The organism is Streptomyces sp. NPDC058678, from assembly GCF_042714835.1.
In the GTDB taxonomy this organism is placed as follows: domain Bacteria; phylum Actinomycetota; class Actinomycetes; order Streptomycetales; family Streptomycetaceae; genus Streptomyces.
The window spans coordinates 17,712-33,035 of the sequence record NZ_JBHXSG010000082.1 but is presented as its reverse complement, the minus strand read 5'-3'; the positions used below and the strand labels follow the sequence as shown (position 1 = coordinate 33,035).

Genomic DNA, 15,324 nt, shown 5'->3' with positions numbered 1-15,324 from the left:
TGGTCGTCCTACTGACCACGGCAGGCGGACCCGCCTCAATGCCACCGGACCGGTGGCGGGCCGAGCGACTGCGAAAAGCGACCGGGCGGCTGAGCTACGGGGGAGTACTCAGCCACCCGGAGGCGTTGGGGCGGGCCCGGGTTCAGGCGCCGGGCCCGTCCCGGCTGTGGGGCCTCCCGGACCTTGGCTTCGGGCCGGTATGACCTTGGCTTCGGGCCGGTATGACCTTGGCTTCGGGCCGGTATGACCTTGGCTTCGGGCCGGTCAGGTCAGGCCTTGGCCAGTTCCTTCTCGCCGCCCTGCTCGGGGATCTCGGCGTGGGCGTCGTCCTGGGGCTCGCTGTCGTCGAGGAGCGTCTTCTCGTCGAACGGGATCTGTCCGGCGAGCACCTGGTCGACGCGCTCGCGGTCGATCTCCTTCGTCCAGGTGCCGATCAGGACCGTGGCCACGGCGTTGCCCGCGAAGTTCGTCAGGGCACGCGCCTCGCTCATGAAGCGGTCGATACCGACGATCAGGCCGATGCCGTCCACCAGGGCGGGCTTGTGCGACTGCAGACCACCGGCCAGCGTGGCCAGACCGGCGCCGGAGACACCGGCCGCACCCTTCGAGGCGACCAGCAGGAAGAGCAGCAGCGGGATCTGCTCGCCGATCGACATCGGCGTACCCATTGCGTCGGCGATGTACAGCGAGGCCATGGTCATGTAGATCATGGTGCCGTCGAGGTTGAAGGAGTAGCCGGTCGGGACGGTGATGCCGACCACCGGCTTGCTGACGCCCAGGTGCTCCATCTTCGCGATGAGCCGCGGCAGCGCCGACTCGGACGACGAGGTCGAAAGGATCAGCAGGAACTCACGGCCCAGGTACTTGAAGAACGTGAGGATGTTCAGACCCGCGATCAGGCGCAGCATCACGCCGAGCACGATGAAGACGAAGAGGAAACAGGTGACGTAGAAGCCGAGCATCAGGACGGCGAGGCTCTTGAGCGCGTCGACGCCGGCGGAGCCGGTGACGGCGGCGATGGCGCCGAAGGCACCGATCGGCGCGGCCCACATCACCATCGCGAGGATGCGGAAGACGAGCCGCTGGATGTGCTCCACCCCGCGCAGGATCGGCGCACCGGTCGAGCCCATGGCCTGCAGGGCGAAGCCCGCGAGCAGGGCGACCAGCAGGGTCTGCAGGACCGTGCCCTCGGTGAAGGCGGAGATCATCGTGGTGGGGATGATGGAGAGCGCGAACTCGACCGGCGGCAGCGCCTCGTCGCTCACCTGCTCGTGACCGGCGGTCTTGATCGCCTCGGTGATGTGCAGGCCCGTGCCGGGCTCCAGGATGTTGCCGACGACCAGGCCGATGGCGAGGGCGACCAGCGACATCGCCATGAAGTAGCCCAGCGCGATACCGCCGACGGCACCGACCTTGGCGGCCTTCCGCACGGAGCCGATGCCCAGCACGATCGTGCAGAAGATGATCGGCGAGATCATCATCTTGATCAGGTTCACGAACCCTGTGCCGAGGGGCTTCAGCTCGATGGCGAAATCGGGTGCGGCAAGCCCCACGGCGATGCCCGCGGCGACCGCGATGATCACCGCGATGTAGAGGTAGTGGGTGCGGTCCCGTTTGGCTTTGGGTGCGGTTGCTGCCGTATTGGCTGCGCTGCTCACGGCGGCCCTCCTTGACGACTTCGTCGGCATCACCGGCGTGCGGCTCACGTCCGGGGGATCTGCATGGGGATGTGCAGGGGGTTCAGCATCGGGGTTCTGCATGGGGGGATGCGGTGACTATCCCCCGCCGTGTGAGGGCGGTCACCCTTCCGTTCATTTAGTTCACAATCAGCCACGAGGCAGACTGACGGCATGCACGTCCGTGTCCCGAGACCCCGCAGCCTGGCCGGCCAGCTCTTCGCCATGCAGGCCGTGCTCATAGCGGTGCTCGTCGCCGGGTACGCGCTGTTCACCTACATCAGCGACCGCGGCCAGGCCGAGGACGCGGCGCGCCGGCAGGCCCTGGCGGTGGCGCGATCCGTCGCCGACTCCCCCTCCGTGCGGGAGGCGATAGGCACCTCCGACCCGACGGCCGAGCTCCAGCCGTACGCCCTGCGGGTCATGCGGGACACCCAGGTCGACTTCGTCACGATCATGAACCCGCAGGGCATCCGCTGGACGCACCCCGACAAGGACGAGATCGGCCAGCGCTTCCGCGGCCACATCGACCGGGCGCTGAAGGGCGAGTCCTTCACGGAGACGTACACCGGCACGCTCGGCCCGTCGGTCCGCGCGGTCACTCCGGTCCAGGACGACGACGAACACGTCGTCGGCCTGGTCAGCGCCGGTATCAGGGTCGACGAGATCAGCAAGCGGGTACAGGGCCAGCTCACGGCCCTGCTCGGCGTCGCGGGCGGCGCACTCGCGCTCGGCGCGGTCGGCACCTACGTGGTCAACGCCCGGCTGCGCCGCCACACGCACAACATGAACGCGGCCGAACTCAGCGCGATGCACGACTACCACCAGGCCGCGCTTCACGCCGTACGGGAGGGGCTGCTCATGCTCGACGGGCAGTACCGTGTGGCGCTGATCAACGACGGCGGACGGGAGCTGTTGGGTGTGTCGGACGATGTGGTGGGCCGGTCCGTCGCCGATCTCGGACTGCCGGTACCGCTGACGGGTGCCCTGCTGGCGTCGGAGCCGCGGGTGGACGAGGTGCACCTGACGGCTGACCGGGTGCTGGTGGTGAACACGTCACCGGTGTCGGGAGGCGAACATCGGGGCACGGTCGTGACCTTGCGCGACGTCACCGAACTCCAGTCGCTGATGGGCGAGTTGGACTCCGAACGCGGCTTCACCCAGGCACTGCGCTCCCAGGCCCACGAGGCGGCGAACCGACTGCACACGGTCGTCTCGCTGATCGAGCTGGGAAGGGCGGAGGAGGCGGTGGACTTCGCGACCGCCGAACTGGAACTGGCCCAGGCGCTGACCGACCAGGTCGTGGCGGCGGTGAGCGAGCCGGTGCTGGCGGCCCTGCTGCTGGGCAAGACGGCTCAGGCCAACGAGCGGGGCGTGGAACTGGTGGTCTCGGAGGAGAGCCGGCTGGACGACGGTCTGCTGCCGCCGTCGCTTCCCTCCCGGGACCTGGTGACCATCCTCGGCAACCTGATCGACAACGCGGTGGACGCGGCGCAGGGGAGCGTGCGGGGCCGGGTGACGGTGACCGCGTACACGGCGGACGGCGAGCTGGTGCTGCGGGTGTCGGACACCGGCGCCGGCGTCGACCCGGCGCACGCGGACGCGGTCTTCCAACGGGGCTTCTCGACGAAGCCGTCGGGGCCGGGGGGCCGGGGGCTGGGCCTGGCGCTCGTACGGCAGGCGGTGAACCGGCATGAGGGGGCCCTGGCGGTGGCCGGGGCCGACGGGGGTGGGGCGGAGTTCGAGGTGCGGTTGCCGTTGGGGGCCCGGGCTGAGCGGGACGCGCTCGAGCGGCGAAGCTCCGAGCCGGCGGCGCAGGGGGCCGTGCCGGGCAGCGCGGCTTCGGGGGGCACGGTGACGGCTTCCGGGGGCACGGCCATTTCACGGGGCACGGCGACGGCTTCCGGAGGCAGTGCGGTTTCTGAGGGCGGGGCGGTTTCCGGGGGCGGGGCGGTTTCCGGGGGCAGTGCGGTTTCTGGAGGCGACGTATGACGACGGCCGAGCAGCACCCCATCCGTGTCCTGGTGGTCGAGGACGACCCCGTCGCCGCCGACGCGCACGTCATGTACGTCAACCGGGTCCCGGGCTTCACGGCCGTGGGCAAGGCGCACACCGGTGCGGAGGCGCGGCGGGCGCTGGAACGTACGGCGGTGGACCTGCTGCTCCTCGACCTGCATCTGCCGGACGTGCACGGGCTGCAGCTGGCGCGGTCGCTGCGTGCGGCCGGGCACCACGCGGACGTCATAGCGGTGACGTCGGCGCGGGATCTGACGGTGGTGCGGGAGGGCGTCTCGCTGGGCGTCGTGCAGTACGTACTGAAGCCCTTCACCTTCGCCACGCTGCGGGACCGCCTGGTGAGATACGCCGAGTTCCACGCGTCGGCGGGTGAGGCCAGTGGGCAGGACGAGGTGGACAGAGCCTTGGCGACGCTGCGGGCGCCCGGGCCTGCCGCGTTGCCGAAGGGGTTGAGCGGGCCGACGCTGGAGCGGGTGACCGTGGCGCTGCGGGACTGTACGGAGGGGCTCACGGCCACCGGGGTCGCGGAGGCGGTGGGGATCTCGCGGATCACGGCGCGGCGGTATCTGGAGCATCTGGTCGACGCGGGACGGGCCGCTCGGAGTCCGCAGTACGGGGCTGTGGGGCGGCCCGAGTTGCAGTATCGGTGGGTCAAGGACGAGCGCGGGGACGTGGAGCGGGGGCGTTAGGCGGAGGTGTCGTCGAGCCCGGAGATGGAGGATCCACCCCTCGCCGTACCGGTCCCCGAACCTCCTGCGGGTCGCCAGGGCCTCGCCAAACGCCTCAGCCACCTCATCCGTACGGCCTCGGCGGCCCAGGTGCGCGCTTCGGCTGCTTCGGTGAGGGCGTTGGCGCGGGCGAAGGCGTCGGCGGACCCCAGATAGGCGATGCGGGCCTCGACAGGGCGGCGAGCAACCTTGTGGATGGCGGCCAGGTTGTGCAGGGCCCGCCCCTCGCCGTACGGGTCCCCGAGCTCCCGGCAGATCTCCAGGGCCTTGCCGAACGCCTCGACCGCCTCATCCGTACGACCCGTCTCCCGCAGGGCGAGGCCGAGGTTGTTCCACGCCGAGCCCTCGCCTTGGCGGTCCCCGGTGGTCTGGAACAAGTCGCAGGCGCGGGTGTGGACGTCGATCGCCTCTTCTGCCCGGCCCGCCTCCCGCAGGGCGAGGCCGAGGTTGTTCCATGCCATCGCCTCTCGAGGGCGGTCCCCGGCGGCCTGGAACAGGTCACGGACATGGATCAGCGCGTCGATCGCCTCCTCCACCCGGCCCGCCCGCAGCAGGGCGGTGCCAAGGTTGCCCCACTCGACGGCCTCGCCTTGGCGGTTTCCGGTGGTCTGGAACAAGTCGCGGGCGCGGGTGTGGACCTCGATCGCCTTCCCCACCCGGCCCGTCTCCGCGAGGGCAAGGCCGAGGTCGCTCAAGGCCCTGGCCTCGCTCTGCCGGTTTCCTGCTCGGCGGGCCGCGTCCCGCGCAGTCTCCGCGACGGCAATCGAGTCGTCGAAATATCGCCGCCAGCTCAGGTGAACGCCCAGGTACTCGGAGAGCCACATCGCCGCGTCGGCGAACCGCTCCTCCCGCGCCCATCCCACCGCCGCCACCAGACCCGCCCGCTCCTCGTCCAGCCACGCCAAAGCCTGCGCCCGGTCCCCGAACCGCTCCGGCACCGGCTTCCCCGGCACCCACCGCAACCGGGCATCAGCCGCACCCGCCCACCGGCAGTAGAAGCGCAGCACCCGCTCCCGAGCGGTCGCCCCCTCCTCCCGCGACTCCACATCCCCCGCCACCGCACTCGCCCCGAACACCCGCACCAAGTCATGCAACCGCCACCATCCGCGCCCGCTGCCCCGCTCGACGAGGTGCGCACGAACCAGGGCCTTCAGGCCGCGCACCGGAGGGACCTCGGCATCGACCAGCGCGGCGACGACCTCGTCACTCACCTCGGGTCCCGGTGCGAGGGCGAGCAGGCGCAGCAACCGCGCCTGGTCGGGCGGCAGACGGCGATAGGAGAGCTCGAAAGCGGCGAGGACGTTGCGCTCGCCGTCGTCGAGGTGGTCGAGACGGTCGTGGGACTCGGCCAGCTCCGACACGAGTTCGGTCACCGGCTTGCTCGGGTCCTCCGCCAGCAGAGCGGCCCCGATCTGCAGGGCCAGCGGCAGATACCCACAAAGAGCGGCGAGTTGTTCAGCCACGGCACGGTCGTCGATGGCACGTGTGTCCTTCGGATCGGCCGTCCGCAAGGCGAGGGTGAGGAGTTCGTATGCCTCCTTCGGCGTGAGCTGGTCCAAGGGAACAAGCCGTGCGCCGAGTTGGGGCAGCCGGTCGCGGGACGTGACCAGGACGTGGTGCCGCACGTCTCCCGGCAGGAGGGGCCGTACCTGCTCCGGTGAGGAGGCGTTGTCGGCCAGGATCAGCACCGCACCGTGCTCCTGGGCCCGCGTGGCCAGCGCCGAGCGGTAGAGCGCCGCACGCTCGTCCGCCGTGGTGGGGATGTGTTCCGGTCGGGTACCGAGGGCGCGCAGCAGGGCCTGGAGGGCCCGGTCGGCGGTGACGGGCTCTTGGTCGTAGCCGTGCAGGTCGATGAAGAGGACCCCGCCGGGGAACCAGCCACGCTCGCAGGCCAGGTGCGCGGACTCGACGGCAAGCGCGGTCTTGCCGACGCCGCCGAGGCCGGACACGGCGGCGACGGGCACCGCAGGGGATTCGGACGACCTCACCCCGGCCGGGTCCAGCGTGCGCAGCAACGCCGCGGTCTGGCTCTCCCGGCCGGTGAATCCGTTGGGTCTCGGCGGCAGGGCGGCCAGCGCCTCGGGGACGGCGGCACCGCCCTGCTGGATCACGACCTGTACGCCGACCACCTCACGCAGGAAGACGCCGCCGCGGAAGTCGGCATGGTCGCCGCTGTACCAGGACGCCCCACTGCCCGGCGCCAGCCGGTCCATGGCCCGTGCGACCGCCCCTGCGCCCTGCGGATCGGCAGCGAACAGATCGGCGAGCGCCTCGCCCCACTCCCGCACGGCTTCCCGCCGTGCCGGGTCCCTCGCCGCCTCGGCGAGTTCCCGGGCGGACGCTCCGACATCCAGCCCCACCGCCCGCGCCAGCTTCTCCACTGCCCGGCGTCCGGCATCCCCGCCCTCTGCCAGGGCTGTCAGCAGCGCCGTGTCCATCCGCTCGTCCCGTCCGTCCCCGTACCCGACCCTCGCCGCACGTCAACGGTACGGCGCCAGGCGGGACTTCACGCCCCTTTTGCGTACCACACGATCTGCGAGGCGAGCCCGGTCACGGCAAGCGCCTCCAGCCCCGACAGCACGACGAGCAGCCCGCCACCATCGCCGTCCACCCAGAACACCACCAGCGCGGCCAGCGGCACGGCACAGAACGCCGTCAGGTCAATGACGAGCTGGACGGCCTTCCGGGACTTCCGCCGCGTGTCCCCGCGGTGCGCGGTCTCCCAGCCGAACGCCTCGAAGCCACCGGCCGGTTCGGCCAGCGCGGCGATCCGAGGCCCGAGGTGCTCACGTACGTAGGCCCCGATCGCCGAGATCTTCTCGTCGTTCACGAGGTACGTCCACCCGAGAACCACGCACACCGGCGGCAACGCGAGCAGCATCGACGCCTGTTCGGCCTGCGCGGCCGCGGCGATGACGGCGGCCACGACGGCCAACGTCACGTAGAGCAGGTTGTCCCGGAACCCGATCCGCGCCTTCTGCTCGTCCTTGACGCTCTGGTACTCGGCGAGCAGCAACTGCCCGACGGTGACGTCCTGTTCCGGCACTCGATCTTCCTTCCCCCGGCGTACCTTAGGAGTGTGCCGGAGACCCAGCCCACCGTTCTCATCCTGACCGCGCTCCCCCTCGAATACGCCGCCGTCCGGGCCCACATCGAAGAGCGGAAGGAGCTGGTCCATCGCGACGGGACCCGAGTCGAACAGGGCCGGCTTCCCGGCACATCGTGGCATGTCGCCATCGCCGAGCTGGGCATGGGCGCTGAGCGGGCGGCCTCTCTCACCACACAGCTCATCGACTGGCTGCATCCCGAGGCCGTGTTCTTCGTCGGCGTCGCCGGCAGTCTCAAGGACGACGTCGAGATCGGTGACGTCGTCGTGGGCACGCAGGTGTACGAGATCCACGGCGGCAAGCAGACCCCCGAGGGATTCCTGGTCCGGCCGAAGGCGTTGCCGGGCTCGCACGCGCTGGAACAGGCGGCGCGTTCCGCCGTGCGGGACATGTCCGACGTACAGGCGCACTTCATGCCGATCGCCACGGGTGACGTGGTCCTGGCGGACTCCGGGTCCGAGATCGCCGGGTTCATTCGCAGGCACTACAACGACGCCGGCGCGATCGAGATGGAGGGTTCCGGGGCAGCCCTCGCGGCGCACCTGAGCGGCCGGTTGGACGCCCTGGTGGTCCGGGGCATCAGCGACGGCGCCGACGCGGGCAAGCACAAGGCCGACGCCTCGGGCTCGCAGAAACTCGCCGCCGCGCAGGCGGCCTGGGTGACGGTGGCCGTGCTGCACAAACACCGCCCCCGCGAGGGGTCCTCCGACTCCGAGGAGCGTCCCCATCGAAGTGGGGACAGCGGAGCCACGTACGGCGGGGACCACATCGACTTCCGGGGCGGCACGTTCCACGGTCCCGTCACCGGCAAGGGCGACGGGCGACGGTAGGGGCACCACCCACGGCCCGGTCCCCCGCGCGACCGCCACCCTGCCGCCCCGCCCCCCGGGGTTCACCGGCCGCTCGGAGGACCTGGACCGCCTGCTCCCGCATCTCGCACCCGACGACGAGGACGACACGACCGCGCTCCCGCTCCTCATCTTCGCCGTCACCGGCATGGGCGGCATCGGCAAGACGGCGCTGGCGGTGGAGGCGGCGCACCGGGCCCGCACGCAGGGCTGGTTCCCGGGCGGAACGCTCTTCGTGGACCTGCGGGGCTATGACGACGACCCGGTCACTGCTGATCAGGCGGTACTGGCCCTGCTTGACGCCCTCGGTGTACGGGACCGGGATCTGCCGCCGACGTCGGAGCGCCAGTACGACGCGTACCGCGCGCTTCTCGCCGAGCAGCGGGACCGGATGCTGCTGATCCTGGACAACGCGTCGGACCCGTCCCAGTTCCTGCCGCTGCTGCCGGGCACCGACCGCCACCGGGTCCTCATCACCTCCCGGGACCGTCCCGACGCGCTTCCGGTACGCCTCATCGACCTCGAAACGCTTGACCCGGACGATTCCGTTTCCCTGCTGACGCGTGCCCTGCACGACACTGACGAACGCGACGGGCGGCCGGGGCGCGAGCCCGAGGCGCTGCGCGAACTGGCCGAGCTGTGCGGCCACTTGCCGCTGGCCCTCCAGATCGCTGCGGGAATGTTGCGTCGGCGCCGCCACCGCGACATCGCCTCTTTGGTGACCGAGATCAGGAAGGCCGGCGACCCGACCGCCGTGCTCGACCACGGCAGCCCCGGAACGGACCTGTACGGCCGTTCACTTGCCCTGCGTCCAGTGCTGGAGACGTCGTATCGCCGACTGCCGCCGGCTCAGGCCCGACTGCTGCGTCTGCTCTGCCTTGCCCCGGGCGCGGAGACCGGCGCGGAGGCAATCGCCGCCTTGGCCGACCTCGGCATGGAAGCCGTGCTGTGCCTGTTGGAGGAGTTGGCCGCCACCCATCTCGTCACGCCGGTGCGGGGCGTCGACGGGACGGCTTCGGCCATGCGCTGGCGGGTGCACGACCTGGTGCGTGGGTTCGGGGCGGGTGTGGTGGCAGGGGACGCAGGGTTGCAGGAGGAAGGGGAGGCAGCGCGCAAGCGGGCGCTGGGGTTCTACTTCCTGTGGGCTCGAGAGGCTGACGCCCGGTTGCGCTGGCTGCCGGGGAAGCCGGCGCCGGAGCGGTTCGGGGACCGGGCGCAGGCGTTGGCGTGGCTGGACGAGGAGCGGGCGGGTCTGGTGGCGGCGGTGGGATGGGCGCGGGAGGAGCGGTTCGCGTACACGGCGGTGCTGCTGGCTCTGCACCTCCGTGAGTACCTGTCCTGGCGGCGGTATTTCGACGACTGGATCGCCGTCGCGGAGGTCGCGCGTGAGGCCGCCCAGGGGGCAGGGGACCGGCTGGGCGAGGCCCTTGCGTGGAACAGCCTCGGCCTCGCCATTCAGGAGGTGGGCCGGGTGGGGGAGGCGATCGAGGCCCACACCCGCGCCCGCGACCTGTACCAGGCCGCCGGAGACCAACACCGTCAGGCCACGGCGTGGAACAACCTCGGCCTCGCCCTGCGGAAGGCGAGCCGGACGGAAGAAGCGATCGAGGCCCACACCCGCGCCCGCGACCTGTGCCAGGCCGCCGGAGACCTTCACGGCGAGTCCATGGCGTGGAACAACCTCGGCCTCGCCCTGCGCGAGGTGGGCCGGACAGAAGAGGCGATCGAGGCCCACACCCGCGCCCGCGACCTGTACCAGACCGCCGGAGACCGCCACCGCGAGTCCACGGCGTGGAACAACCTCGGCCTCGCCCTGCGGAGGGCCAGCCGGACGGAAGAAGCGATCGAGGCCTACGCCAAATCCCTGGAGCTCCGCCGGGAGTTCGAGGACTGGTACGGAGAGGGACGGACCCTCCACAACCTGGCCTGCGCCCACGAGACCGCCCGCCGCCCCGCCGAAGCCCGCACCGCCTACCTCCAGGCTGCCGACGCCTTCACCCGCGCCAACGCCCCCGACGAAGCCGCCCAGGCCCAATCCGCCGCACACGCGTTGACCTGACGACTACCTCGCCGGCGTCAAGAAGCCGTTGCTGAACAGCCTGGTCCTGTGCGGCGGCGCGACGCTGCTGACGGTGGTGTGCGCGGCGCCGGCGCCGTACCTGCTGAGCGGGCGGCGGTGGGGCGGCGGGTTCGCGCTGGGCGGGGCGGTCACGGGGTGAGTCAGTCTCCCACCGGCGGATCCGGCAACACCCCCGCCCGGAACGGCTCCACCCCCACCACCCTGCGCACCCGCACCGGCTCGATCAGCAGCATCACCCGCCGCTCCCCCGGCAGCAGCCACGGATACCGCTCCTGCCCGATGTACTTCCGCGTGAGCCGGTCCATGGACCGCTCCGCCTCCTCCCCCTCCACGAACCGGACGACCCGCCCCCGGATCTCCACCCGGTCGTAGGGGTTGTCGGGGTCGTGGTGGGAGAGCGAAACGTTCGGATTGCGCCGCAGGTTCTCCTCCTTCACACGGCCGATCGCCGTGTTGACCATGACGTACTCGCCTTCGACGTCCGCCCACATGGGCGAGACCTGCGGAGTACCGTCCGGGCCGACGGTCGCGAGATGCCAGAAGTTCGGCGCCTGCAGACGCTCGCGAATATGCCCCTCTACCTTGCCATTCACCTCGTACACGAAAGCCACACTCCTCCCGGGCGCCCGGCCGGGCGGCCCGCCGCCATCCTCGCCACCACTCCCGCGCAGCCGACAGACGATCTTCGGCCACCCCGAACAGACGGCCGGAACCGTACATTCCTACAATCCGTGATCCTGGCCGAACAGACCGTAGTCAGCCCACGCCCGCGCCCCTACGTTGTGGCCCGTGCGCCGACCCCCAGCTCTACCGAACCAGCCCGGTCCCCCGTTCAACGCCCCCGCCGCCCGCAGACTCCGTGCCGCGCTCAGCATGGGCCCCGAGCACGTCGCCTACGGCATGCGCGCCTCGTACGGACTGCCCTACGTGACGCCGGACCTCGTCATGGCGTGGGAAAGCGGGGCCGCCTCCCCCACCAGTCCCGAACTCACCGCCCTGGCGGGCGTGTTGTGGTGCTCCCCAGGTGAACTCATCGACCGCCCGCGGACCTTGCGCGAGCACCGCGTGAACCATGGCCTCGCGCCCGAGGACGTCGCGCGCGCCGTCGGTCTCGAACTCCTCGCGTATCTGCACATGGAGGAGCATGACGAGTGGCGCGGCACCAACCGTCAGTCCGCCGCGCTCGCCGAGCTGCTCGACCTCTCACTCCCGGACTTCGTCACCGTCATGGGGCGCGAGCCACGACTGGCCGAGCACCTCCGCAGTGCCGTCACCACCCGCTGGCAGGCCTACGCCCGCCCGGTCGCGAAGCTCGTGCCCCTGGACCGGCGCCTGGTCGAGGACACCCTCCAGGAGCTGCACCGGGAGTACCAGGGGCAGATGGTCGCCACGCTCAGCTGGGGCGGCGACAGCGGTCGCTCGGTCGCGGCCGGCCGGGACTTCCTCGACCGGATCGTGGACCGATTCTGGACGACGATCCGCGAAAGCACCGGCTGACACCGGCCGGACCCGCCGGACCCGCCGGACGGTCCTAGAAGACCGACTCCGCCTCGTCCATCCGGTCCTTCGACACCGTCTTCAGCTCGGTCACGGCCTCCGCCAGCGGCACCATCACCACGTCGGTGCCCCTGAGCGCGGTCATCCGGCCGAAGTCGCCCCGGTGCGCGGCCTCCACCGCGTGCCAGCCGAAGCGGGTGGCGAGGACGCGGTCGAACGCGGTCGGCGTGCCGCCGCGCTGGACGTGGCCGAGGATGACCGGCTTGGCCTCCTTGCCGAGGCGGCGCTCCAGCTCGAAGGCCAGTGCCGTGCCGATGCCCTGGAAGCGCTCGTGGCCGAACCGGTCGATCGCGCCCTTGCCGTAGTTCATGGTGCCGACGGCGGGATGGGCGCCCTCGGCGACGCAGATCACGGCGAACTTCTTGCCGCGGGAGAAGCGCTCCTCGACCATCTTGACCAGGTCGGCCGGATCGAAGGGCCGCTCGGGCAGACAGATGCCGTGGGCGCCGGCCGCCATGCCGGACTCGAGGGCGATCCAGCCCGCGTGCCGGCCCATGACCTCGACGACCATCACACGCTGGTGGGACTCGGCGGTGGTCTTGAGGCGGTCCATCGCCTCCGTGGCGACGCCGACCGCGGTGTCGAAGCCGAAGGTGCGGTCGGTGGAGGAGATGTCGTTGTCGATGGTCTTCGGGACGCCGACCACCGGCAGACCGGCGTCGGACAGCATGCGGGCGGCGGTCAGCGTGCCCTCGCCGCCGATCGGGATCAGGGCGTCGATGCCGAAGTCGCGGGCTTCCTCGGCGAGGTGCTCGCAGGCCTCGCGCAGCCGGTCGCGTTCCAGGCGGGAGGAGCCGAGGATGGTGCCGCCGCGGGCGAGGATGCCGCTGACGCCGTTCAGGTCGAGGGAGCGGTAACGGCCGTCCAGCAGACCCGCGAAGCCGTCCTCGAAACCGATGACCTCGTCGCCGTAGTTGTCGACCGCTCGGTGCACGACCGATCGGATCACGGCGTTCAGGCCGGGGCAGTCGCCGCCTGCGGTGAGCACTCCGATGCGCATCGTGCTGTGTCTCCTGCTCGCTGTTGATACCGGTGAGCCAGGTTCGATTCTTTCACGTCCGCCAGGTCGGCGCCGCATCCGATCCTGACGGGCGCCTTATCTATCGCGAGAGGTATTGTCAAGAGGGTTCTGCTCACCTCGGTGGGCGATTTTTATGGACCAGGTTCCTCGACGCCAGACGAAACGGAGAGCACGCGTGACCCGCAGCGTGTACGTGACCGGTATCGACCGCGGCGACGGCCGCCAGGTCGTCGAGCTGGGGGTCATGGAACTCCTGACCCGGCAGGTCGACCGGGTGGGTGTGTTCCGTCCGCTCGTCCACGACGGCCCCGATCGCCTGTTCGAGCTACTGCGGGCGCGCTACCGGCTGACCCAGGACCCGGGCACGGTCTACGGCATGGACTACCACGAGGCGTCCGCCCTCCAGGCCGAGCAGGGCGCCGACGAGCTGGTGTCGAGGCTGGTCGACCGCTTCCACCGGCTCGCGCGGGACTACGACGTGGTCCTCGTCCTCGGCACCGACTACGCCGACACCCAGTTCCCCGACGAGCTGTCCCTCAACGCCCGCCTGGCGAACGAGTTCGGCGCCTCCGTGATCCCGGTGGTCGGCGGCCGGGGGCAGACCGCCGAGTCCGTGCTCGCCGAGACCCGCAACGCCTTCCGGGCCTACGAGGGCCTCGGCTGCGACGTCCTCGCCATGGTGGCCAACCGGGTCACCCGCGACGACCGGGACAAGATCGCCGAGCAGCTCGACACCCGGCTTCCCGTGCCCTGCTACGTCCTGCCGGACGAGCCCGCCCTCTCCTCGCCGACGGTCGCCCAGGTCGCCCACGCCCTCGGCGCCAAGGTCGTCCTCGGCGACGACTCCGGGCTCGCCCGGGACGCGCTGGACTTCGTCTTCGGCGGGGCGATGCTGCCGAACTTCCTGGGCGCCCTGACCCCGGGCTGCCTGGTCGTCACCCCCGGCGACCGCGCCGACCTGGTGGTCGGCTCGCTGGCCGCGCACAGCGCCGGCACCCCGCCGATAGCGGGCGTCCTGCTCACTCTGAACGAGGTGCCGAGCGACGCCGTCCTCACCCTCGCCGCCCGGCTCGCCCCGGGCACCCCGGTGCTCTCGGTGCCCGGCAACAGCTTTCCCACCGCCGCCGAACTCTTCGCCCTGGAGGGGAAGCTGAACGCGGCGACCCCGCGCAAGGCGGAGACGGCGCTCGGTCTCTTCGAGCGGCACGTCGACACCGCCGAGCTCAACCGGCGCGTCTCCGCGCCGAGCAGCGACCGCCTCACCCCGATGATGTTCGAGCACAAGCTCCTGGAGCAGGCCCGCTCCGACCGGCGGCGCGTCGTGCTGCCCGAGGGCACCGAGCCGCGCGTCCTGCACGCCGCCGAGGTCCTGCTGCGCCGCGGGGTCTGCGACCTCACCCTGCTCGGCCCGGTCGACCAGATCCGCAAGAACGCCGCCGACCTCGGCATCGACCTGGGTGACGCCCAGCTGATCGACCCGGCCACCAGCGAACTGCGCGACTCCTTCGCCGAGAAGTACGCCCGGTTCCGCGCCCACCGGGGCGTGACGGTCGAGCTGGCGTACGACGTCGTCTCGGACGTGAACTACTTCGGCACCCTGATGGTCCAGGAGGGCCTCGCCGACGGCATGGTGTCGGGCTCGGTGCACTCCACGGCCGCGACCATCCGCCCGGCCTTCGAGATCATCAAGACCAAGCCGGACGCCGACATCGTCTCGTCCGTGTTCTTCATGTGCCTGGCCGACAAGGTCCTCGTCTACGGCGACTGCGCGGTGAACCCCGACCCGAACGCCGAGCAGCTCGCCGACATCGCCATCCAGTCGGCCGCCACCGCCGAGCAGTTCGGCGTGGAGGCGCGGATCGCGATGCTGTCGTACTCGACGGGCACGTCCGGCTCGGGCGCCGACGTCGACAAGGTGCGCGAGGCGACCGAGCTGGTGCGTTCGCGGCGGCCCGACCTGAAGACCGAGGGGCCGATCCAGTACGACGCGGCCGTCGAGCCGACGGTCGCCGCGACCAAGCTGCCGGGCTCCGAAGTCGCCGGACAGGCCAGCGTGTTGATCTTCCCCGACCTGAACACCGGCAACAACACCTACAAGGCCGTGCAGCGGTCGGCCGGCGCGATCGCCGTCGGGCCGGTGCTGCAGGGTCTGCGCAAGCCGGTCAACGACCTGTCCCGGGGCGCGCTCGTCCAGGACATCGTCAACACCGTCGCCATCACCGCCATCCAGGCCCAGTCCCCCGCTCCGTCCCCGATCGAGAAGGCCACCGCCCAGTGAGCTCCACCCGCCC

11 protein-coding genes and 1 pseudogene are annotated in these 15,324 nt (G+C 71.2%); 7 read left to right on the top strand and 5 right to left on the bottom strand.

The features are described 5' to 3' along the window. Positions 1–269: 269 nt before the first annotated feature. A complete protein-coding gene (locus ACFWWR_RS42395; RefSeq protein WP_383875496.1) occupies positions 270–1,688 on the bottom strand; it encodes a cation:dicarboxylate symporter family transporter in 1,419 nt (472 codons plus the stop codon). Positions 1,689–1,850: 162 nt separating this feature from the next. On the opposite strand from ACFWWR_RS42395, the gene ACFWWR_RS42390 reads away from it, so the two are divergent. Further along, positions 1,851–3,668, top strand: coding sequence for an ATP-binding protein (locus ACFWWR_RS42390; RefSeq protein ID WP_384309434.1), 1,818 nt, complete (start codon positions 1,851–1,853; stop codon positions 3,666–3,668). Next, the gene (locus tag ACFWWR_RS42385) at positions 3,665–4,381 is read left to right on the top strand and encodes a response regulator (protein ID WP_383875487.1); all 717 of its coding nucleotides are present in this window, start codon (positions 3,665–3,667) and stop codon (positions 4,379–4,381) included. The genes ACFWWR_RS42390 and ACFWWR_RS42385 overlap by 4 nt, the downstream gene beginning before the upstream one ends. On the opposite strand, the gene ACFWWR_RS42380 is transcribed toward ACFWWR_RS42385, so the two are convergent. Together ACFWWR_RS42380 and ACFWWR_RS42375 are read right to left on the bottom strand one after the other, a co-directional pair. Next, positions 4,378–6,858 carry an ATP-binding protein gene (locus ACFWWR_RS42380; protein WP_384309431.1) on the bottom strand — a complete coding sequence of 827 codons (2,481 nt, stop codon included), beginning with the start codon at positions 6,856–6,858 and terminating at the stop codon, positions 4,378–4,380. The genes ACFWWR_RS42385 and ACFWWR_RS42380 overlap by 4 nt on opposite strands. A 68-nt stretch (positions 6,859–6,926) precedes the next feature. Then, a complete protein-coding gene (locus ACFWWR_RS42375) occupies positions 6,927–7,466 on the bottom strand; it encodes a hypothetical protein (protein ID WP_383875484.1) in 540 nt (179 codons plus the stop codon). 33 nt (positions 7,467–7,499) lie between these two features. On the opposite strand from ACFWWR_RS42375, the gene ACFWWR_RS42370 reads away from it, so the two are divergent. The 3 genes and pseudogenes from ACFWWR_RS42370 to ACFWWR_RS42360 all read left to right on the top strand — a co-directional run. Next, a complete protein-coding gene (locus tag ACFWWR_RS42370) occupies positions 7,500–8,357 on the top strand; it encodes a nucleosidase (RefSeq protein WP_383875482.1) in 858 nt (285 codons plus the stop codon). Between the two features lie 91 nt (positions 8,358–8,448). Further along, positions 8,449–10,434: a tetratricopeptide repeat protein gene (locus ACFWWR_RS42365; RefSeq protein WP_383875494.1), complete on the top strand. Its 1,986-nt coding sequence runs from the start codon at positions 8,449–8,451 to the stop codon at positions 10,432–10,434. A gap of 25 nt (positions 10,435–10,459) precedes the next feature. After that, positions 10,460–10,543, top strand: a pseudogene (locus ACFWWR_RS42360) (carbohydrate ABC transporter permease); the annotation flags it as partial. A 52-nt stretch (positions 10,544–10,595) separates the two neighbouring features. Here ACFWWR_RS42360 and ACFWWR_RS42355 read toward each other — a convergent pair. Continuing rightward, the gene (locus ACFWWR_RS42355; protein ID WP_383875480.1) at positions 10,596–11,066 is read right to left on the bottom strand and encodes a PPOX class F420-dependent oxidoreductase; all 471 of its coding nucleotides are present in this window, start codon (positions 11,064–11,066) and stop codon (positions 10,596–10,598) included. Positions 11,067–11,244: 178 nt separating this feature from the next. Between ACFWWR_RS42355 and ACFWWR_RS42350 the strand changes: the two genes are divergently transcribed. Further along, positions 11,245–11,952, top strand: a complete 708-nt coding sequence (locus ACFWWR_RS42350) for an XRE family transcriptional regulator (RefSeq protein WP_383875479.1) — start codon at positions 11,245–11,247, stop codon at positions 11,950–11,952. 34 nt (positions 11,953–11,986) lie between these two features. Here ACFWWR_RS42350 and ACFWWR_RS42345 read toward each other — a convergent pair whose 3' ends face one another. After that, positions 11,987–13,012: an ATP-dependent 6-phosphofructokinase gene (locus ACFWWR_RS42345; RefSeq protein ID WP_383875477.1), complete on the bottom strand. Its 1,026-nt coding sequence runs from the start codon at positions 13,010–13,012 to the stop codon at positions 11,987–11,989. Positions 13,013–13,208: 196 nt separating this feature from the next. On the opposite strand from ACFWWR_RS42345, the gene pta reads away from it, so the two are divergent. Then, on the top strand, positions 13,209–15,311 hold the full coding sequence (gene pta, locus ACFWWR_RS42340; protein ID WP_383875475.1) for a phosphate acetyltransferase: 2,103 nt from the start codon (positions 13,209–13,211) through the stop codon (positions 15,309–15,311). Positions 15,312–15,324 lie beyond the last annotated feature (13 nt).